The sequence below is a fragment of the Paenibacillus sp. XP01 genome (genome assembly GCF_057364885.1).
On record NZ_CP139481.1, the window covers coordinates 1,512,181 to 1,531,839 of the forward strand.

General features: G+C 51.5%; 21 protein-coding genes and 1 pseudogene. 18 read left to right on the plus strand and 4 right to left on the minus strand.

Annotated elements, in window-relative coordinates; translation table 11 throughout:
• The first annotated feature begins 35 nt into the window (after window positions 1-35).
• Both SNR34_RS06845 and SNR34_RS06850 read left to right on the plus strand, forming a co-directional pair.
• A complete protein-coding gene (locus SNR34_RS06845; protein WP_236415101.1) occupies window positions 36-431 on the plus strand; it encodes a hypothetical protein in 396 nt (131 codons plus the stop codon).
• A 222-nt stretch (window positions 432-653) separates the two neighbouring features.
• Entirely contained in the window at window positions 654-1,337 is a 684-nt protein-coding gene (locus SNR34_RS06850; RefSeq protein ID WP_236415099.1) for an HAD family hydrolase, read from the plus strand.
• A 106-nt stretch (window positions 1,338-1,443) separates the two neighbouring features.
• On the opposite strand, the gene SNR34_RS06855 is transcribed toward SNR34_RS06850, so the two are convergent.
• Window positions 1,444-2,736 carry an Nramp family divalent metal transporter gene (locus SNR34_RS06855; RefSeq protein WP_486182417.1) on the minus strand — a complete coding sequence of 431 codons (1,293 nt, stop codon included), beginning with the start codon at window positions 2,734-2,736 and terminating at the stop codon, window positions 1,444-1,446.
• A 427-nt stretch (window positions 2,737-3,163) separates the two neighbouring features.
• On the opposite strand from SNR34_RS06855, the gene SNR34_RS06860 reads away from it, so the two are divergent.
• The 5 genes from SNR34_RS06860 to SNR34_RS06880 all read left to right on the plus strand — a co-directional run bounded on the left by SNR34_RS06860 (window position 3,164) and on the right by SNR34_RS06880 (window position 5,932).
• Window positions 3,164-3,583, plus strand: a complete 420-nt coding sequence (locus tag SNR34_RS06860) for an organic hydroperoxide resistance protein (RefSeq protein ID WP_236415097.1) — start codon at window positions 3,164-3,166, stop codon at window positions 3,581-3,583.
• A 177-nt stretch (window positions 3,584-3,760) separates the two neighbouring features.
• Window positions 3,761-4,006 carry a zinc ribbon domain-containing protein gene (locus tag SNR34_RS06865; RefSeq protein WP_236415095.1) on the plus strand — a complete coding sequence of 82 codons (246 nt, stop codon included), beginning with the start codon at window positions 3,761-3,763 and terminating at the stop codon, window positions 4,004-4,006.
• A gap of 162 nt (window positions 4,007-4,168) precedes the next feature.
• Complete coding sequence (locus SNR34_RS06870; protein ID WP_236415093.1) at window positions 4,169-4,447, plus strand: hypothetical protein; 279 nt, start codon at window positions 4,169-4,171, stop codon at window positions 4,445-4,447.
• Between the two features lie 127 nt (window positions 4,448-4,574).
• Entirely contained in the window at window positions 4,575-4,997 is a 423-nt protein-coding gene (locus SNR34_RS06875; RefSeq protein ID WP_486181482.1) for a thiol-disulfide oxidoreductase DCC family protein, read from the plus strand.
• A 68-nt stretch (window positions 4,998-5,065) separates the two neighbouring features.
• Window positions 5,066-5,932: a DUF6612 family protein gene (locus SNR34_RS06880; RefSeq protein WP_486181483.1), complete on the plus strand. Its 867-nt coding sequence runs from the start codon at window positions 5,066-5,068 to the stop codon at window positions 5,930-5,932.
• 351 nt (window positions 5,933-6,283) lie between these two features.
• Here SNR34_RS06880 and SNR34_RS06885 read toward each other — a convergent pair.
• Window positions 6,284-6,403: pseudogene (locus SNR34_RS06885) on the minus strand (excalibur calcium-binding domain-containing protein); the annotation flags it as partial.
• A gap of 354 nt (window positions 6,404-6,757) precedes the next feature.
• Between SNR34_RS06885 and SNR34_RS06890 the strand changes: the two are divergent.
• From SNR34_RS06890 to SNR34_RS06940, 11 genes are all read left to right on the plus strand, one after another.
• Window positions 6,758-7,141, plus strand: coding sequence for a VOC family protein (locus SNR34_RS06890; protein WP_236415087.1), 384 nt, complete (start codon window positions 6,758-6,760; stop codon window positions 7,139-7,141).
• Window positions 7,142-7,311: 170 nt separating this feature from the next.
• Window positions 7,312-8,550: a nucleotide-binding protein gene (locus SNR34_RS06895; RefSeq protein ID WP_486181484.1), complete on the plus strand. Its 1,239-nt coding sequence runs from the start codon at window positions 7,312-7,314 to the stop codon at window positions 8,548-8,550.
• Window positions 8,543-9,817 (plus strand): TadA family conjugal transfer-associated ATPase, encoded by a 1,275-nt coding sequence (locus SNR34_RS06900; RefSeq protein ID WP_486181485.1) that lies wholly within the window; start codon window positions 8,543-8,545, stop codon window positions 9,815-9,817. The genes SNR34_RS06895 and SNR34_RS06900 overlap by 8 nt, the downstream gene beginning before the upstream one ends.
• Window positions 9,818-9,865: 48 nt before the next feature.
• A complete protein-coding gene (locus SNR34_RS06905; protein ID WP_236415083.1) occupies window positions 9,866-10,627 on the plus strand; it encodes a type II secretion system F family protein in 762 nt (253 codons plus the stop codon).
• A gap of 13 nt (window positions 10,628-10,640) precedes the next feature.
• Window positions 10,641-11,510: a type II secretion system F family protein gene (locus tag SNR34_RS06910; RefSeq protein ID WP_486181486.1), complete on the plus strand. Its 870-nt coding sequence runs from the start codon at window positions 10,641-10,643 to the stop codon at window positions 11,508-11,510.
• A gap of 11 nt (window positions 11,511-11,521) precedes the next feature.
• Window positions 11,522-11,710 (plus strand): Flp1 family type IVb pilin, encoded by a 189-nt coding sequence (locus SNR34_RS06915; protein ID WP_236415079.1) that lies wholly within the window; start codon window positions 11,522-11,524, stop codon window positions 11,708-11,710.
• Window positions 11,694-12,368 carry a TadE/TadG family type IV pilus assembly protein gene (locus SNR34_RS06920; protein WP_486181487.1) on the plus strand — a complete coding sequence of 225 codons (675 nt, stop codon included), beginning with the start codon at window positions 11,694-11,696 and terminating at the stop codon, window positions 12,366-12,368. The genes SNR34_RS06915 and SNR34_RS06920 overlap by 17 nt, the downstream gene beginning before the upstream one ends.
• A gap of 96 nt (window positions 12,369-12,464) precedes the next feature.
• Window positions 12,465-14,576, plus strand: coding sequence for a hypothetical protein (locus tag SNR34_RS06925; protein WP_486181488.1), 2,112 nt, complete (start codon window positions 12,465-12,467; stop codon window positions 14,574-14,576).
• Between the two features lie 27 nt (window positions 14,577-14,603).
• Window positions 14,604-15,677, plus strand: coding sequence for a TadE/TadG family type IV pilus assembly protein (locus SNR34_RS06930; RefSeq protein WP_486181489.1), 1,074 nt, complete (start codon window positions 14,604-14,606; stop codon window positions 15,675-15,677).
• A gap of 18 nt (window positions 15,678-15,695) precedes the next feature.
• Entirely contained in the window at window positions 15,696-16,199 is a 504-nt protein-coding gene (locus tag SNR34_RS06935) for an A24 family peptidase (RefSeq protein WP_236415072.1), read from the plus strand.
• 31 nt (window positions 16,200-16,230) lie between these two features.
• Window positions 16,231-18,033, plus strand: a complete 1,803-nt coding sequence (locus SNR34_RS06940) for a DUF6382 domain-containing protein (RefSeq protein WP_486181490.1) — start codon at window positions 16,231-16,233, stop codon at window positions 18,031-18,033.
• Here the strand turns inward: SNR34_RS06940 and SNR34_RS06945 are convergent.
• Together SNR34_RS06945 and SNR34_RS06950 are read right to left on the minus strand one after the other, a co-directional pair.
• Window positions 18,025-18,924 carry a TIGR01777 family oxidoreductase gene (locus SNR34_RS06945; protein ID WP_486181491.1) on the minus strand — a complete coding sequence of 300 codons (900 nt, stop codon included), beginning with the start codon at window positions 18,922-18,924 and terminating at the stop codon, window positions 18,025-18,027. The two genes, SNR34_RS06940 and SNR34_RS06945, sit on opposite strands and share 9 nt — an antisense overlap.
• 175 nt (window positions 18,925-19,099) lie before the next feature.
• Window positions 19,100-19,567: a DUF2621 domain-containing protein gene (locus SNR34_RS06950; protein ID WP_236415388.1), complete on the minus strand. Its 468-nt coding sequence runs from the start codon at window positions 19,565-19,567 to the stop codon at window positions 19,100-19,102.
• Window positions 19,568-19,659: the final 92 nt, after the last annotated feature.

The following is a 19,659-nucleotide window of genomic DNA, read 5'->3' on the forward strand; positions in this document are numbered from 1 at the left end:
TTGTTGTCTTTTCACGTCAGAGGGAGGAACGAATAATGGATAACGAGATGGTTTTGGTCACGGCCCCGAATGAAGCAGGGCGCAAATTTGTGAAGCTGTTGATGTACAAAAAGGTACCTTTTGCCGTGCTGACGAACAGTGCGGGCGAAGAACGCAAATTGCGGCGGATCGGCGTAGAGAACGTCATTCGCATGAATACGGCATCGGCGCAAAAGTGGTTTCTGCCGCAGGGAAATGTGGGCAATGTTTTTATTTTTGAGAACAGCCTTAATCTCACCTGCCGTTATCTGCAAATCTGCAGATCGTGGACATCCAAGACGTTGTGCGTCATTACGGAACAGAGCCATCCCAAAGGCATTTATCGCGGTATGGGTGCCGATCGGATCGTGTATTCGATGAATGGAGAGGTCGGATTTCTGCTCAACGGATAAGGGCGGGCTGTTGGTGATTGATCCGATGTTAGGCGGCTGTTATAATTAGCTTAATTATATGTGTGAAAAACCAAGAAGACTCTTTCTGGATACGGGTCTTCTTTTTTTAATGTTGGAAGACGGGCCTGAAAACAGCGACCTTTTGAAGGGTAAAAGATTCGCCGGATGAGGCTCGCGTTGATGATTGGGAGGATGCGTTCAAGGTGAGCAAGGAGGAGTAACGTGCCGGATATTGGTGGTATCAAATGGTTGTTTTTTGATGTTGGGGATACGTTGGTGGATGAGTGGGAGCCGGTGGACGACATCATCGGCCAGTTTGTGCGGGAAGCCCGAATGCTCGGGTATCATGTGAACATCGAAAAGGTGCGCGAGATCTTTGTCGAATGTTACAGCAAGTACGAGCAGTGGCCGATGCGGGTAGCTATTCGTACCTTGATCGATCATGAGGAGCACCGGGCACGGATTCAGGAAAAACTGAAGTTCCGGAAGGAGCTTGAGCATCCTTTTGCTGCTGCGGAGCGTGTGCTGCATGCGTTATCCGGCCGTTATCGGATCGGCATCATTGCCAATCAAAGCCTGGGCACGGAAGAGCGGCTTGAAAGGTATGGCTTGCGCAAATACGTGGACGTCCTGGCATGCTCGGCAGAAGAGGGCGTATCCAAACCGGATCCCGGATTATACGCGGTAGCGTTGAAGCAGGCGGAATGCGAGCCTGATGAGGCTGTTATGATTGGGGACCGAATCGATAACGACATCGTTCCGGCAAGCAAACTGGGCATGCGCACTGTACGCATATTGCAAGGTTACGGAAGGTTTCAGCCTGAACGCTCGGCGGACGAGCAGCCGGACTGGACGGTTGAATCGCTGGAGCAGCTGCTGCCGCTGTTTTTGCCTGGCGAGGATTAGGTTTCATTAATAGTTACATTATAATGCTGTGTTCATCCTCCGTTTCATCGAAGAAAAGGCTGATCGTGCAGGCACTCCGGTGCTTGCGACGATCAGCCTTATTTTTTTAGAGGAGTGCGAAAGTCTGGATAATGAGGTACACGTTCAGGACGACGATGATACCAGCAATAAACCAGGATGCTATTTTCAGCCATGGTTTGTTGGCAAACTCGCCCATGCTTTTTTTATCGCTCGTAAACATGACCAGCGGGATGACGGCAAACGGCAGCTGCAAAGACAAAATGACCTGGCTCAGAATGAGCAGTTCCTCGGTACCGTGTTCGCCGGCAATGGCGGTAACGATGACGGCCGGGATGATGGCAATAAGCCGTGTAACCAGCCTGCGCAGCCAGGCGGGAATCCGGATGTTCAGGAAACCTTCCATGACGATCTGTCCGGACAGGGTTCCTGTCAGCGTGGAATTCTGGCCGGAAGCAAGCAGGGCAACGCCGAACAGAACGCTTGCGATCGTTGTGCCCAGCAGCGGCGTCAGCAGGTGATAGGCATCGGCGATTTCGGCGACCTGCGTCATGCCTGCACTGTGGAAAACGGCCGCCGACACGATCAAAATGGCGGCATTGATGAACAGGGCCAGCGTCAAAGCGATCGTGGAATCCATGGTGGAGTAACGGATCGCTTCTCTTTTGCCACGGGATGTCTGCTCGATCTGGCGGGTCTGTACGATGGACGAATGCAGATACAGGTTATGGGGCATAACGGTAGCCCCGATGATGCCGATCGCGATGTATAACATGGCTGGGTTTTGCAAAATTTCCGCGCTGGGTACAAAGCCGTGCAGCACTCCGCCCATGTCCGGTTTGGCGAGAAACAGATCGATGCCGAAACAGAGGGCAATGGTGGCCATCAGCACGATGACGAGCGTTTCAAGGGCCCGAAAACCTTTGTTTTGCAAAAGCAGGACCAGCAGCACGTCCACTACGGTAATGATGACGCCATACAGCATTGGAATGTTAAACAACAGTTTCAGGGCGATGGCCGACCCGATCACCTCGGCGAGATCGGTTGCAGCGATCGCGAGTTCGCATAACAACCACAGCATGATGACTACAGGCATGCTGAACCGTTCGCGGCAAGCCTGGGCAAGGTCGCGTCCGGTAACGATGCCGAGTTTGCCTGCGAGTGCTTGCAGCACAACCGCCATCAGATTCGAAATGAGGATTACCGACAGGAGCGTATACCCGAATTGCGAGCCTCCCGATATGTCGGTCGCCCAGTTGCCGGGGTCCATATATCCGACGGCAACCATGTAACCCGGGCCGACGAAGGCGAGGAATTTTTTCCACCAGGCCGCGTTTTTGGGCACTCTCATGGAACTATGGGCTTCCCCGAGGGAAGGCATCGCGCCTGCTGCTGCAAGCTGTTCGGCTGAGGAGGTGTGGAATGGATTTCTTTTGCTCATGGAATCATCACCTGACTTTTAATGGATTTAATAACGATTATCTATAGTTTCGATGAAATGAAGGTTTGGAATGACGAGAAGCTTATGTCCGAAAAGATATGTCGTTGTTTACATTGTACACCCTCAAATATTTTTGTCTAGTGCAACTTTTATGTAAAAGGACAATTTTTCTGAAGTGGCGCCAAACAAAAAAGAATGGATAGGAATAGTTGGCGGCTTGCAAAGAAGGGGGCGGTGTTTCAGACGATAGGTTAACCCATTCGATGCTGTCAGAACCGAAATAGCGGTGAATAACGTTTCAAAACGACTCAGCGGTTTAATTGGAACATAAGCGATAATACTAACCATATTAAAGGAGAGATCATCGATGCAGGCTTTATATACGGCAACGGCAACAGTTAAAGGCGGACGCACGGGTTCGGTAGCTTCTTCGGACGGAGTGCTCAAACATGAGCTCGCCATGCCTAAGGAACTGGGCGGATCAGGCGGTGAAGGCACGAATCCGGAGCAGTTGTTTGCAGCGGGTTACGGAGCTTGTTACGAGAGTGCATTGGCCAATGTGGCCCGTAAGGCGGGAGTGAAGCTTGGGGACGTCGTCGTCACCAGCAACGTTTCGATCGGCAAAGACCCGGAAGACGACGGTTTCAAGCTGGCGGTCCGCCTCGACGTCAATATGGAAGGAATCGAACGCAGCCAAGCGGAGGAGCTGGCTCGCAAAGCGCATGAATTTTGTCCGTATTCCAAGGCGACCCGGGGCAATATCGACGTTGTGTTGAACGTGGTATAACGCTGGGCGAACTTTGACATCGGATCCGAATCGGGGGCTCTGCCGCAATCCGGCAGGGTCCTGTTTTTCAACAATAAGCATTTCATAGCAGGAAATGGCATGATGCATATCGTACTCTTTTACATAAACCCAAACCTGTCTGATCCGACGTCCAGAAAAGAAGAGGGGGAACGCTTGATGAGTATTGAAGAAATGATTGAGCGCCGGTTCGTATGTTCGAAATGTCGGGGGACGGATTGCGACATCAAGGAAGTGTCCATGTCGGGAGCAGGACTCAGCAAAGTGTTCGATATCCAGCACAACCATTATTTGTTCGTCTCTTGTTCTTCCTGCGGTTATGTCGAGGTGTTTGACCCAAGCGTGTTGAAAGGCAAAAAGCAAGGCCAGGTCGGGACGATTCTGGATATTTTGTTCGGGGGTTAATGAGGCTTCCCGTGAAGAGATCCGGTGCGCCCGCGTTTCTGATATGGAGATCCCGGCAATGCGGCATGGCAGGCGAGTTGACATTAAGCTAAAATTTCTTTAATATGTTTGAGTACTGAGAAAGCTAATGCAGGAACAAATTTGAATTGACAGGTGATCTCCATGTCTTATAGACCGAGCATTGCAACATTGCAAATCGCGAGCAAAAACGAAAAAGACGGATTGTACGAGTTTACGATGAAATTGGTGGACGGCACCCATTGCCGCGTGTTCTATTCCCGTACTCCGGAATGGAAATTGACCAACATCAGCCGTCTGCAGAAAACGCCTTGTCCAGTATGCCGCAAAGATTTCATTTGCAAATGCATGGACCAGTATGCAGCAGACCTCCATCAACAAATGATGGATGACCAGTGGGTAGAAAAGGCAATTGCCGAGTAATTGCCGGGCAGATACGAGCGTGGGCGCAAGCCTGCGCTCTTTTTCTATATGAACGGAAGACCATGTACCTTTAAATGCATCGCGAGCGGTGCACAGCTTCTATAATAGCTGGAGGAGGTTGAGGAGAATGTCAGAACTTGAATGGAAAAACCGAAAGGAGCATCCCATCGTGCTTGTGGACGGCGTATGCCACTTTTGTCAGGGAGTCACCAAATGGATCATCAAGCGCGACCCGAAAGGAAAGTACCATTTCGCCTCGCTTCAATCGGATGTGGCCAAAAGATTGCTTGAACAAGGAAGGCTTCCGGTCGATCGCATGGATACATTCGTGCTGATTGAAGACGGGAAGTATTACACGCGGTCTACTGCCGCGCTGAAGCTTGCCAAAGGCCTGAAGTTTCCTTACCCGCTGCTGTATGGATTCGTGATCATACCAAGGCCGCTGCGTGATGCGGTATATGGCGTCATTGCCCGCAATCGGTACCGCTGGTTCGGCAAGGATGAGACGTGCATGCTTCCTTCACCGGACATCAAGGATCGTTTTCTGTGAAATGGGTTTGAAATGAGGAAAGACAGGGTAATGATTGGGGAAATCAACCATTTTGGAGGTATAATCATTTGAAGAAATGGACGACAGTACTTATCGGGGCATGGATGGCACTAAGCTTGGCTGCATGCGGAGGTCAGGCGGGAAGCAATGATGCATCAGAAACAGCGGCAAACAACGATCCAACGAGCAATAATGCCGCAGTAAATGAACAGGAAGCGGCGGTTCCTACGTTGGACGAATTGATTGCAAAATCGAGCGAAGCTTCGAAGACATTAAAGAGTTTTTCCTCCGAAGCAAGCATTCAGCAGAACATTAGCGTCGAAGCCGGCGAACAGAGCCAGGAGCAGCAGTTAACGACAAGCATCAAGATGGACGTCATCAAAGATCCATTGACAGCTTACCAGGAAATGAAGGTGGAAATGCCCGGTCAGGAAGCGCAGACCATCAAGCAGTATTTTACTAACGATGGCATCTATTCGCAGGTGGGCGAACAGTGGGTGACCATTCCGGAAGAGCAAACCCAGCCGCTGATCGAGCAAATGAAAGCAAGCGTCAATCCGGAACAGGAGCTGGAGCAGTTCAAATCGATCACGGAAGACACGAAAATTACGGCCGAGGGCGACAACTATATCATCAACGCTACGGTGTCCGGGGACAATGTGAAGGAGCTGGCCAAATCGGTTCTGCAGCAAAACGGGACAGACCCGCAAATGCAAACGATGATCGATCAAATGGACATCACCAGCATGACCATGAAATACATGGTCAACCAAGAAACATATTTGCCAACGGGAACAGACCTCAACATGGTCATGAACATGGAGCAAGAGGGTCAGAAGATGAAGATGGACATGAAAATGACCAGCACGTTCAGCAACCACAACACCGTGGAGAACATCGAGGTTCCTCAGGAAGTGCTGGACAGCGCGAAGTAACGAGTTGAATCAATCCGGAAGGTTTAGAGATGCATCCCTTAAGGAGAAAGCGCAAGGAAATGTACGTTTTGCGCTGCTCTGCGAGGGGTGTTTTTCGTATTTTCTATGCTTTCTGCCTGCAACGTTCCGGATGGTTTGCGGACATAAAAAGCACCCCGATCCGGAGTGCTATATATGGTATATGCTTCTCGTTCGATGTTCCGTCGAGAGAAGTATACAAGTTGTTCGAGGTTTTTCTATCCTTGCTTGAGACCAGCTATGTATTCAGGTGCAACCTTAAGCCAGCTTTGTTCTTTGTGTTTTTCAACTTTAGGCTGAAAAACGGGGACGGATACGTACAACCTTGTTTACTTATTTCTTTTCACAAGCTACGCCGTCTCCGTCTCGATCCAGGGCTTTACGGTATCCTGGCTCTCCTTTATAAAGCGGGGCTTTCCCGGCTTTCCTCACGGCAGCACAGTTTTTGTAGTACACTTTTTTCGCTTCAACTTTAGGCATAGCTTGGACTGAAACATTGGCAACCAGAATAGCAGCTAACACGGTAAAGAGCAATTTCTTTTTCATCCTTCATATACTCCCTTCATCGTTTAAGTGAATTACAAAGCTATTTTACCAAAAAGAAGGTTATCGAACTACAGGTTATAACAAAGAAAAAGGAAACTTATTCAATCAGCAGGGGGTGTTTGGTGTTGTTTGAGCAAACCTCGGTTCTGGCGAAGAATCATTATGTTATGCTATGGTATATTCGTGTATCGGCTTGAACATCATGTTTGCATAACCCGAGGGAGATCCGGCAAGGGAAAGAAAGAGGAGGGGGAAACGGGAATGATTCATTTTTCGCATATTCACCACGTCAGTTTGGCTGTGCGCGACCTGGAGGTTGCAAAGCGGTTTTACTCGGAGGTGCTTGGACTGCAGGAGATCGAGCGTCCGCCTTTCCGTTCAACGGGCACTTGGTATGCCATCGGCAGCCAGCAGCTTCATCTATTGCAGCATCCGCAGGGGCATACGCTGCGGGAGGGCGGCATCGATACGACGGATGGCCATTTCGCGATTTGGGTGAAGAGCCACAAGGAAACGTTGGAGTGGCTTGAGAAACAGGGGGTCGAATACGAGGCCAGGCCGGACAGCGTTGCCGGATTTGCGCAAATTTTCATATTGGACCCGGATCGAAACATTATCGAGTTCGGCGCTCCTTACGGCTCGTAAAAGGGAAGCGTAATTTCCGGTTTTTCACAAATCACTTGATCATCCAGAAATTGTATGATATATTATCGATAAATTCATAGCACGTGACGGAAGCACCGTCCTTACATTGCATGCGGTTTGTGCAATTGTATGGGCGGTGTTTTTTGTGCTTTTCGGGGAGGGAAGGCATATTGGGTGTTCTGAAGGCGGTTCTTGCTTCCGGGGACAAAGAGTATATTGACGCCTGGCTGGATTATGTGCGGGAAAGCGCATATGCCGCGGATATCCGTTTTACGGCGTTTTCGAATGAGGAAGCTTTCAGGGAGTACATGTACGAGCAGGTAGACAGGGAGATGCCTGATCTGGTCATTGCGGAGCCTGCATTTCTGCAGCCCTGGCTGGAACGGGCGAAACATGATCGAGAAATCCCATGGTTGATGCTTGGGGAAGGAAAGGAAGGGGTACAGGAAGAGAAGCTTCTGGCAAAGTATCAACCTTTGCCTGCACTGCTGGATGCGGCCTTGAATGCCTGCCGCCAACCACGGCGGAAGAAACAGCTGAAGGTGGGTCGCGGCACCCTTTTGGCAGGAGTGGTATCGGCTTCCGGAGGCTGCGGCAAAACAACGGTAGCGATGCATTTGGTCAAACAATTGGGTGTTGCGGGATATGCGGTGCTGTATCTCAATCTGGAGACGCTGGACAGCACCATGCCGTTTCTGGAGAAAGGCTTGTTGCGGAGCCATCCTCGGTATGCCGAAGCGGAATCGGGTTTGTCGCGGCTGTTATACGACCTGAAGGCTGGCAAGAAGCATTCCGGGGCTAGAGGGGAGAAGCAGAATGCTTCAGCCAAACAGGGAGGGGCTCTGGACGATTATGTGTTTCGCCATGACGCATTGAAGGCAGACATGTTTTGGCCGCCGAACAACCGCAAAGAACTGCTGCAAATGTCCTGCGAGGACGCCAAAGCGCTGATGCAGCATGCCGTGGATTGCGGTCGGTATGACGTGATCGTCACGGATGGCGACTCGGGTTGGGATGGGCGCAGCGAGGCTGTATTTGAAGCGGCGGACACGCTTGTATGGCTCGTTGAGGACGAACTTGCCTCCATGTACCGCTGGGGAGAATGGATGAGACATATGGAACGAATTCATCCGGAACGTTACGAGAGCGTGATGGAACGTGCCAGGTTTATTGCCAACAAGGTCCAGGGCCGCATGATAAATGCCCTTCCCCGTGCTGATCTGCGACTGGACGCGATTCTTCCGTGGATTCCTTCCTGGAAACAGCTCAGTCAAGAGGAAGTGCTGCTCAGCTCTCCAATCTTCCAGCGTGAAATCAGGCAGGTATGCGCCATGCTGCTGCCTGACGAGGATGACCATTCGCGGATCAAAGGACTCGCTCCTTCAATGGCGGAGGTACGCCATGGTTAAAATGATCGTCCCGGAACGTGAAGACCTGTTCCAGGCCATGCGCAATGAAGTCAGGGCAGGTTTGAACCTGACTTCCGCTGCCGGAGATGAGGAGCTGTGGCAATCCATTGAACGCAGGGTGCTGTCCGACGCTCAATTGGAAGAACTGACTTCAGGGGAAAAACATGCCTTGATCAAGCGGCTGTATGATTCGTTTCGCGGACTGGACATTTTGCAACCGCTGGTCGACTCTCCGGAGATCACGGAAATCATGATTAACAGCCATAGGGAGATCTTCGTGGAAAAGGCCGGGGAGGTAGAGCGCGTGCCATTGGAATTCGAATCCACGGAGCGGCTTGAGGATATCATCCAGATGATCGTTGCTGGCGTTAACCGGATCGTGAATGAATCGTCTCCCATCGTCGATGCCAGATTGAAGGACGGATCAAGGGTCAATATCGTTTTGCCCCCAATCGCACTTAAAGGGCCAACCATGACGATCCGGAAATTTCCGAGCGAGCCGATGAGTATGTCGGACCTGATCGATAAAGGAGCATTGCACGAAGAAGCAGCAGAACTACTGCAGCAATTGGTCCGCAGCAAATATAACATTTTCATCGGCGGCGGAACGGGCTCGGGAAAAACGACGTTTCTTAATGCGCTGTCCCAGTTCATTCCTGCCGATGAGCGCATTATTACGATCGAAGATTCTGCAGAGCTGCGAATCGTGACCGTGCCCAACCTGGTATCGCTTGAAACGCGCAATGCCAATACGGAAGGCAAAGGGGAAATTTCGATTCGCGACTTGATCAAGTCGTCGCTGCGCATGCGTCCCAACCGGATCGTGATCGGGGAGGTTCGGGGAGCGGAAGCGTTGGATATGCTGCAGGCTATGAACACAGGGCATGACGGATCTTTAAGTACCGCCCATGCGAATAATGTGGCTGACATGATCAGCAGACTGGAGACGATGGTGCTTAGCGGCGCCGATCTGCCTATTTCCGTTGTGCGGCAGCAAATCAGCTCGGCCATCGATATTTTTGTTCATTTGTCCCGGCTTCGCGACCGTTCCCGCCGCGTAACGGAAATCAGTGAAGTTGCAGGCATGCATGAGGGGGAAGTGATGCTTCATCCGTTGTTCCGTTTCCAGGAGCAAGGAGAGCAGGATGGAAAGATTGTCGGTGGCCTTGTTCAAGTGGGGAAGTTAAAGCAAGTACATAAAGTGCAGATGGCGGGTTATGGAGAATGGTTGGAGGAGTACGCACAGCGAAACCCGATTCCTGGCTGAACAGATCATATAACAACGTAAATAAACTACTAATCAGAGGTGGTTTCGGTGGATGAAGCCAAACAAACACTTACGGATTATACGACATTGGTGTTATCTCGAAGGCAGCGCTGGAGCTGTATTGGGATCAGCGGACTGTTGTTCTTTGGGGTAGGTCTGTTGTTCTATCATCACTGGATTGCCGGGATTGTGCTGGCAGTCGGGGCTCTCGGGGTGCCCCGTTATTGGACCAAAGTGCTGCTGGACCGCAGAAGAACGACGCTCGGCCTGCACTTTAAACAAGCGCTGTATGCGTTGTCGTCCGCGCTTGCGGCGGGAAAATCGGTAGAGAACGGCTTCCGGGAATCCGTCGAAGATTTGCGCATGCTCAATCCGGAAACGGATACGGATTTGATTCGGGAATTCACGATATTGCGCACCCGGATGGAGTACGGCCAAGCGATCGAAGAAGCGCTGCAGGACTTTGCCGATCGTGCCCGGATCGAGGATATCACCAATTTTGCGGACGTGTTCATTACTTGCAAGCGGACAGGCGGCGATCTGGTCGAGGTGGTGAGACGCACGTCGGCCGTGATCGGGGAGAAGCTGGATATCCAGCAGGATATCATGGTTGCGGTGGCCCAGAAACGGTTTGAATCCAAGGCAATGTTTGCCGCACCGTTCATTTTCCTCCTTTTTTTGAATTTCACCGCCAAGGACTTTATGGCACCGCTCTACAGCGGCATGGGGTATCTGATCTCTACCGGAGCTTTGGTGATGCTTGCCGGCTGTTATTTGTGGATCACGCGCATTATGGATATCAAGGTATAGGGGTGAGATCGAAATGTTGATACCCGTATTTGCAGGCGGAGCGCTGTGTTTGGGATGGCTCGTGCTCGATCGTGCCCGGGGAAGGGCGTATCGGCATTTGCGCAAGCTGGACATGCCCGGAATCAGGCTGAAGCAGCTGCATGGTCCGTTTCTTTTTTTGCTGGAACGATTCGATGCGGTACGAAGATTGCCTGTGTTGATGTTTCGCATGCAGCATGCCATTCAGAAAATATACGGCGTCCAGCACAGCGGCGAGAAAACAATGCTTTATTGTGCCGAAATGCTGGCGTATGCATGGCTGATGCTCATATTGGGGTGCCTGTTGTCATTGATTGAAGGCATCGGAATTGGGGGAATGGCATGTGGACTGATTATGGCAATGCTGCTGCCCTTTGCGCTCTACAGAGACCTGAATGCGAAAGTGCAGCGCAGGGACCAAGACATGCTGATGGAGCTGCCGGAACTGTTGAACCGGATCGTGTTATTGGTCGGCGCGGGAGAAACGGTTCAGCGATCCATCGTACATTGCGCAGCCAGTCAGGGCAATCGGGATCATCCTTTATATAACGAACTGCGTAGAACCGTTGCGGATTGGAATAACGGATATTCGTTTCACCAGGCTTTCGAGCAGTTCAGCCGACGCTGTGGGGTTCAGGAGGTCACGATTTTTACGACGACCGTACTGCTGAATTTCCGGCGTGGAGGAGGTGACTTTGTGTTGGCGCTGCGTGATCTTTCACACGTACTGTGGGAGAAACGTAAGGCAGTCAGTCGGGCAAGGGGAGAGCAGGCCTCTTCCAAACTGGTGTTTCCGATGGTGGTGATCTTTTTCGCGATCGTGGTCATGATCGGGGCACCTGCTTTTATGATGATGAATATGTAGGAGGAATCGGCATGCTGGAATGGACGAGAGGAAAAATCGAAGGATTTTGGAATGAAGAAGATGGTTTGGGGACGTTGGAACTGATCCTGATTATTGGCGTCATTATTATCATTGCTCTGATTTTCAAGGATCAGATCAAAGCTTTGGTAACGAGGCTGCTTGGTCAAGTCAGCGATAAAAGCAATGAATTTTTCGAATAGACGATTCAGGAACGATGAGGGGAGCTTCACCATCGAAGCCTCCCTGGTCTTTCCTGTGCTGCTCTTTGTGTTGGCATTGATCTTGTTTTTTGGCATGTACATGTACCAAAGAACGTTTCTGAATCAGCATGCCTATGCCGCTTCGGAGCGTGCGGCCTACAGTTGGGACAACAGCCACAAAAAAGCCTTGACCGGCGAGTATGCTGTTTCAGATGTTGACGGTTTGTATTGGCGGTTGAAAGATGATCAGTTATTGGGCGCTTTATTCGGCTGGGCGGGAGCCGACAACGTGACGAAGGTTTCCATACCGGCTATCGAGGGAGAAGGGCTTGCCGAGCAAAAATTGGCTCAAGCCGTACAGGGCATGCCCTCCGGCATGACCGGCACGATCGAATACGCGAATTCGCTGCTGCAGCGGAAAGTCACGGTCCATCTTAACCAGGTTATTTCGTTGCCATTGCCTTCTTTTCTCTTTGATTCGGGTGATGAGGTACAGACCGAAGGTGTTTCCGCCGTGGTTGAGCCTGTCGAGTTCATTCGAACGGTGGATTTGGCCCGCTACTACGCTGCTAAGTTTAAAAACAAGGGCGGAGCGGCCGCAGAAGCAGCAACAGAAGCGGGACAAGTCATTCAGCATTTCGGGAACGGCAAAAAGTAGCAAAGGAGGAGGGCTCTGCTGTTCAGAAAAAGAGATGGCGAATCAGGGGCAGTCACCCTGTTTTTAATATTGATTCTGGCGGGGGTGTATATGTTCATGGCAGTATTTATCGATTATGCGCGCATTGCGGCTTTCAAGGTACAGGTTGAACGGATGACGCATGCTGCGATGAGGTCTGTAATGTCGGCATATGACCCTGCGCTTCGGGAATACGGGCTATTCGGATACGGAGATAGCAGCGGGGAAAATATGATGGCCAAAGTGCTGAACGATAGCGTGAAACCTTCGGCGGTGAAGGACGCCTTTCCCATTCTTGATATTCAGTGGGACACCACTTCTCTTGGCATGGAACGAGAATTGGGTAAGTATGCCATCTTCAATCGACAAATCCAGGAAGACATGAAGTACCGGGCTCCCGTCGACTTTACCCTCGAAGTGATCAACCGCTTCAAACCGATGTCGGGAGAGATGAAGGAAGCGGCTCATACGGTGGATTTGCTCAAAAAACTCCAGAAGCTGTACGACAAGCGCGAGGCACTGCTGGACGAGGCCATCGAAATACAGGAACAATCCGCGGCGAAGCTGAAGGGCCTGCCGGAACTTGTCATGAATCCGCCAAACGGGGCCATTTACGACGAAATGCTTGAGGAAGCGCCTGTTACTGCCGCCGAGGCAGCAGCACGTTATACCGACTTCTGGAGCAAAAAAACAGCAGATGAAGGACTGCCGCTTTTGGAACAGCAATATATCTCGGAGTTGGGGCGATATCGTTCGGGCGTGAACAATGTAGTGATGGGGATTAGCGCTAGCATGCAGTCCTCGACCCAAGCGCATCAGACGAACTTGCCGGAGGCGATCACCAAAATCGAAGAGGCCCGCAGCATCAATGAAGAAATGAAACGGGTCATTGCCGAAGGGCAGAATCGTCTGCAGAATACCGACTATGACAAAGTGGGCAGTTCCGATTTGCCGGGCCAGAGCCCCGGCTCCACCGGAAACGGAAACGAGGCGCGAGATACACGTTCCCTTGCTTCCGAACTGGTGAGGGAGGAAGGTCTGTTTGACCGATTGGGTGAGCGTGTCAGCGCGCAGACATCTGACTTTACTCAAGTAAGACAGGCTGGCGTAGAACTTAACAACCAGCTTCGCAACGTGACTTCCCAGCACGGTGTTCCGATTAAACAGGCAGTCAGACAAGCCAGCCAAGCGACGGAGCGTTATATGGACAGCTTTGTGCGCAATGGCGCTTCCAATGTCATTCTCCAGAGCAAACGCGAGCTGGAGAGCGGTCGCGGGTCCGATGCGCAGCGCAAAGCCAATGACAAGGAGTCCAAAGGCAAATTGAAGGAGGTCCGGCGCGTGTTGGCGCGGATCGAAAACGGCGGTTCGGCTTCGTCGGAGGCTTTCAAATCGTTGGAGAAGTTTTACAATGCCAACATTGCATTTAATCAGGCGAGCGCCAGCACCTCGGAAAAGGCGGAAATCGCAGGTGATCCGTACGAGTCCGGCGGCAATGCGATGAGCGGCATGGACAGCTTGTTCGGGGGCATGTCAGGCCTGCTCGACAATCTGGGAGATGAGCTGTTCCAGAATGAATATGCTTTGGCTTACTTTAATTCGACGGATTTCGGGCAATTGCTCGGATGGACCGAAGGGGATGGAGGAGCGGGTGACGTATTTGACTTGAAAAATCAGGAGTTGGAATATATCATCTACGGCTTTCACAACTCTTCAGGCAACATCGCTGCGGCATACGCGGAAATATTCGGTATAAGGCTTGCCATTCGTACGGCAGAGGGATTGATCGAAAACAGCAAGCTTGGGAATCCGCTGCTTGTATTGTCTGCCGCCATACTGCATGGCATTACTCATGCCATCAAAGACATGCTCACATTGGCCAAGGAAGGCAGCGTAGAGTTGTCCAAAATGATCAAGATCAAACTTACATACCGGGATCATCTTCGCCTGTTTTTGTTGATGCATAGCAACAATGAACGCAAAATGTCCAGAATGCTCGCTTTGATCCGATGGAATACCGGGGTGAATCCGGAGGAAAAGCAAACCTATGCAGCGGGATCGACGCGCAGCAGTATCAGATTATGGTTTTTGCCTGGCGTCGTGCGAAGCATAGGGGCCGTAATGGGCAGTGAGGAACAGGTGGAAGACGGACGATTGTTCGTGGAACGCCGAGCGGATTATTCCTATTAAATTTAATGATGATTCCATGGAGGGAACATGGACAAGCAACTCCATCGAAAGCAGCAATTTCAGCAGTCGGGCAAGGCATGGCGAATGAGAGGGAAGCTGCACTTGCGCTGGACTCTTACGATTTGGCGGAAGAAGGATCAAAGGAAATCATTACGGGCAAACATGCCAATGGCTCCGTTGCCCCAAGAGCAGGGGAGCATCGTTTTGGAGGCTTCGTTGGTGCTTCCGGTATTTCTCTTCTTCGTCATGTTCCTTATATATATCGTGCAGATGACGCTTATTTCCACTTCATTGCAAAGTACGGCGGGCGAGGCGGTGAAGCAATTGGCTGCCCAGATCTATCCGGTCTCGCTCGCGTTCTCGCCCGGCGATTCGGCCGGAGGCGGGGAGGGAGGGGGAGGCTGGAAACTGCCAGGGCTGTCTCTGGAGGAGTGGGCCGAAAAATACGCTTCTTCACTTCCCGAGCCTCTCAACGACTGGGTTCGAGCGGCAGCCGCCCGCGGCGAACAGCCTTTACAGGAAATCAAAACTTCCGTTTTGGAATCGGTGCTTGATCCAACGGTAAAACCGATGCTTAAACCTTTCATTAATGAACGTGTCCTTGATTATGAACGAATTCACGTGAACGGTATTTCCGTTCCCGATCTTCGCAATAAGCAGAATCCTTATTTTATGGTGGAATTGAGTTATGAGCTTCCCGTTAAGGTTCCTTTTTTGGGCAAATCGTTACGTATCCAGGCTGCCGCGGCCGAACGTGCATGGATTGGAGATACGGGAGAAGGCTCTGGCGGCTCCGGTGAGGGGGCTAATTCGGCAAGTTCAGCAGCGGTTGTATTGTCCAAACCGGAGCCGGCGTACGTTGGCAACAAAGCCGCGGTGAAAGTCAAGGTGGACCCCGGGATGAGCGCGAACCTTACGATTTTTTACAAATCCGGCCAGAGCACGGCCAAACACATCGGTTGGGCCACGGCGGACGAGAATGGTGTCATCGAATGGAACTGGTTCGTCGGCACCCGGACGACGGAAGGCACATGGACGTTTGTGGTCGAGACGGCCGATGGCGCAGTGACCGAAACCAGTTTTGACGTGGCATCCAAATGATTGAAGGGAGGGCGGAGCATGGAATGGTTTTATCTGGTTTGCGGCCTGGTCGTAATGGCAGCCTTCGTCACCGATATTCGGTCGATGAAGATTCCGAATCGTCTCACCTTGCCTGCGATGTTGGTGGGGACGGCGGCACATGCCGCTTGGGGCGGCTGGGATGGCTTGCTCTTCTCGGCCGCCGGATTTGCCGTATGTTTTGCAGTTCTGTTTGCGATGTATGCCATCGGTGCCGTGGGCGCGGGGGATGTGAAGCTATTCGGAGCAATCGGGTCCTGGACCGGGCTGTTGTTCGGCATTCATGTCGTCGTTTATTCCGTGTTGTATGCGGGCGCGATCGGGCTTGTCATTGTGTTGTTCCGAAAAGATGCGGCAAGGCGATTTCGCAGCATCGTTGGCGGCCTGGCCGGCTTCTTCCTATTGGGTTCGATCAGGCTGGTCGGCAAGGGGAAAACGCTGAAATTTCCGTTTATGCTGGCGGTATTGCCCGGATTTGTCAGCACTTATTTATATTTGATGTAGATCGGCTGAGGAAGGAGGAAGGAATAGAACGATGTTTGGATTGACGAGGGATTTTGTTCGCAACGGCGGTGTGTTCATGGTGCTGGAGAGGCCCGATGGGTTGCGGATGGACGAGTTAAGCAGCGTGCAGGTCGGAATGCTGGCCTCCAATCGCATTGCAAGAGTGTTGCCTGTCCATATCCGCGAAGTGGATCTTAAGGTGACTCTTCAATATGATATCGCGGGATTCAAGATGCTCTCCCATGCGTTGAAGACGGAAAAGATCAAACTTCACGTGCTGTACGGATTGTTGTTCCAGATCGCAGACACGCTATTGGAGAGCAGGCAATATATGCTGGAGTCATGCAAGTTTATTCTGCAGGAGGATTATTTGTTCGTTAACGGGTCGCTCGATCAAGGGGGAATCGGCATGATTTACGTTCCGATCCAGGATGCAGCCCAGACAGATATACCTCAGCAATTTCGGGAGCTTGTTATCCGTTTGATGGCCCATGTGCAGCAATTGCAGGGTGAAGGGATTCAGCGCGTGCTCCAGTTATGCCATGAAGAGAGCTGGGATATCAGGCACCTTCGGGAGCTGTTGCTGGAATTGTATGCGAACGGGCAAAAAAGCGAGGATGATCCAGAGAAGACAACTGCGTCCTCCGTTCATCCGGCTGCCGTGTCCGGAATGGAGGCGAAGCTTCATGTTGTGTCCCATGGCACGCATCAAGGTTTGGAATCGGAGCCGGAGTCCTTCCTGTTCAAACGCAAAGGCATAATGTCTTCAGCTTTGGAAACGGGACAGCCGCAGCCCTTTTTGTCGCGATCCGGCGAGCGTTCTGCCGTAGAATCAGAGAAGCCATCCAACCATGACTCGAAGAAGAGGATGTTCAAGCGAAGCTCTGTGGATTCAGGTGAGGACCAGAACCTTGAGACGGACGTGGATGACGAAGGTAAAGATGCGGGGTCTGCCAAAGTGACATACATCGCTTTGGGCTGCATGGTAGGCATGGCTTTGATATGGAGATTCATTTACATGGAACAGCCCGGACAGATGGAAATGATGGTATCTTCCGCTCTGAGCATCATCCTGCTTGGGGCAGCAGTATGGGCGTGGAAAGGGCGAGGGAGGTTTTCGTTTCCTGCCCTGGGTAAACGCCAACGGGAAAGCGGCGGCGAAGAAGAGATGTTTCAGGAAAGCTGGCGTTGGAACAATCAAGCAGGCCATGCAGGTCCGTTTGCAGCCCGCCGAAGCGATGACCCCAGCAAGTTGCAAGATCCATTGCCGGGGTCAGACGCCGCCCCGGAAGGTCCGCATCTGAACACGAATGTTCATCGCATGGATATGCCGTATAACCGTCGGCAGGGAAGCATGGTACAGGATTTGCCGCACCCGCATTTTTCGGACAAAGAACAGTTACAGGATTCGGCAGCATCCACAGAGAACAGCATGCGTTTTGACGTGTCCAGAGAAGCTACCGTCAATTTGCAATCCATGAAAGAAGCCGGCGGCTTCAAAGGCGCAGACACGGGACTGCCCCTGTATTATTTGGAGCGTAGATCCCCTGCAGGGGAGCCGGGCGAGCGGATGGACATAAGGGGAGCCTCGTTTGTTATTGGAAGGTCGGCAGACATGGTACAGTGGGTTGACGCAGCGGTCGGAGTATCCCGTGCGCATGTTGAACTGAGCAGGAACAAAACCGGTTATGCCATTAAAGATCTCGGTTCCGTGAACGGAACGGTCCTTCAGGGGCAGCTGCTTGCCCCTTACAAGGAATATCCGCTCCATGACGGAGATTCCTTCATTTTGGCAGAGTCCGTCTACACCTACCGAGCGGTCCAATCAGTGTAATTTAAGGTCTTCCAACGCTTCTTGCAGCGTCGGATAAGTGAACAGGAAACCCTGATCCAGCGCCTTTTGGGGAATGACGCGCTGCCCTTGCAGCACAAGCATAGACATTTCCCCTACCAGTGCATGGATCAGGAAGCCCGGTACCGGAAACCAATGAGGCCTGCGAAAGACCTTTCCGATGGTTTTTCCAAATTCGTCATTCGTTACCGGATGCGGTGCAGCCGCGTTTACCGGACCGGAAATGGCTTTGTTTTGCACCGTGAAATCAATAAGCCTCACCATATCGTGAATATGAATCCAGCTCGTCCACTGCTTGCCGCTGCCCAGTTTGCCGCCAAATCCAACCAAGTAGGGCAGCTTCATGAGTGGAAAAGCCCCTTTGTGACCCAACACCAGACTGATCCGGATGAAGACAAGCCTTGTGCCTTTAATTTCCTTGGAGGCGGCTTCCCAGCGTTCCGAAACGCGTGCCGGAAAATCCGCTGCATGAAGGGGACTGTCCTCGTCAAAGGTTTCCGTTGCCGATGTTCCATAGATCGCCATGGCAGAAGCCTGCACGACCACCTCCGGTTTGCGTTCAAGCGAAGACACGAGGCGGGCCACCTTGGCTGCGGTCGTTACGCGCGACTCCAGAATCCGCATCTTGGCGCTGCTCGTCCAGCGTTGATTCAACGTTTCTCCCGCAAGATTAACCAATGCATCGAAGCCCTCCATACGTTCCGGCTGAACTTCAAGTTGTTCCCAGGATACATATTCCAGATTCGGATATGCCGCTCGTTTATTTTCCGGCAGCTTTCGAGTGATGATCATGATATGGTGATTGGACTTCAGCCAGTAATCCGTCAATGCGCTTCCAATAAATCCGGTTCCGCCGCAGATGGCAATTTTCATAGTGGGCACTCCCTTTTGCGTATCTATCGCAGGTATTCAACAACAACGATCATTGGAAAAAAGCCCCGATCGGTAAGAATGAACTGAAACTTGACCTGCCGGAGCCTGTGTGGGATTCTATTCGTTTATCATGAGGAGTCACCAAAAAGCGACGTTCTTAAAATCTTATCCTTTTTCATTTGTTCATCAAATGTTCGTAACGCGAATAATCAATTTCGTTTTTTTGCAAAAAACGGACAAGAAACTTATTGTCCCGCTTGGGCGTGGCGATAATATATCCCTTGATGCAATGGTCGCGGGTGACTTCGGAAGCTTTGCTTTCGATGGCGATTCTGCCGATTTCAGCCGCAATGGAATGCTTCGCGATGTCCCTGAACGGTCCGGGCACCGGCTCCACCAGCTGATCCAAAAAGGCTTTGGCGTCGTCCGTCCATAAATGCCGGCTGGTTTCGACCCAGTGATTTTGCCAATCCAGCTTGGACTTGCCGTCCGCTTTGGGCAATACCTTCAGAAATTTGCGCATCATAAAAAAACCGCCGATACACATGCTGCCTAACAGGATGACTGTCCAAAATGCGATCGTGTTCATAAACCAGTTGCTGGGCGAGCTGCTAGCCAGCGTCAAAACAAGTGGATCGAACATCACTGTAAAAGGTCACCTCGGTTCATTGAATTTTGCGAAAGAAACCCTCCGCTACCCATGTTCCGGAATGCTGTTAAAAATAGCCTGTATTC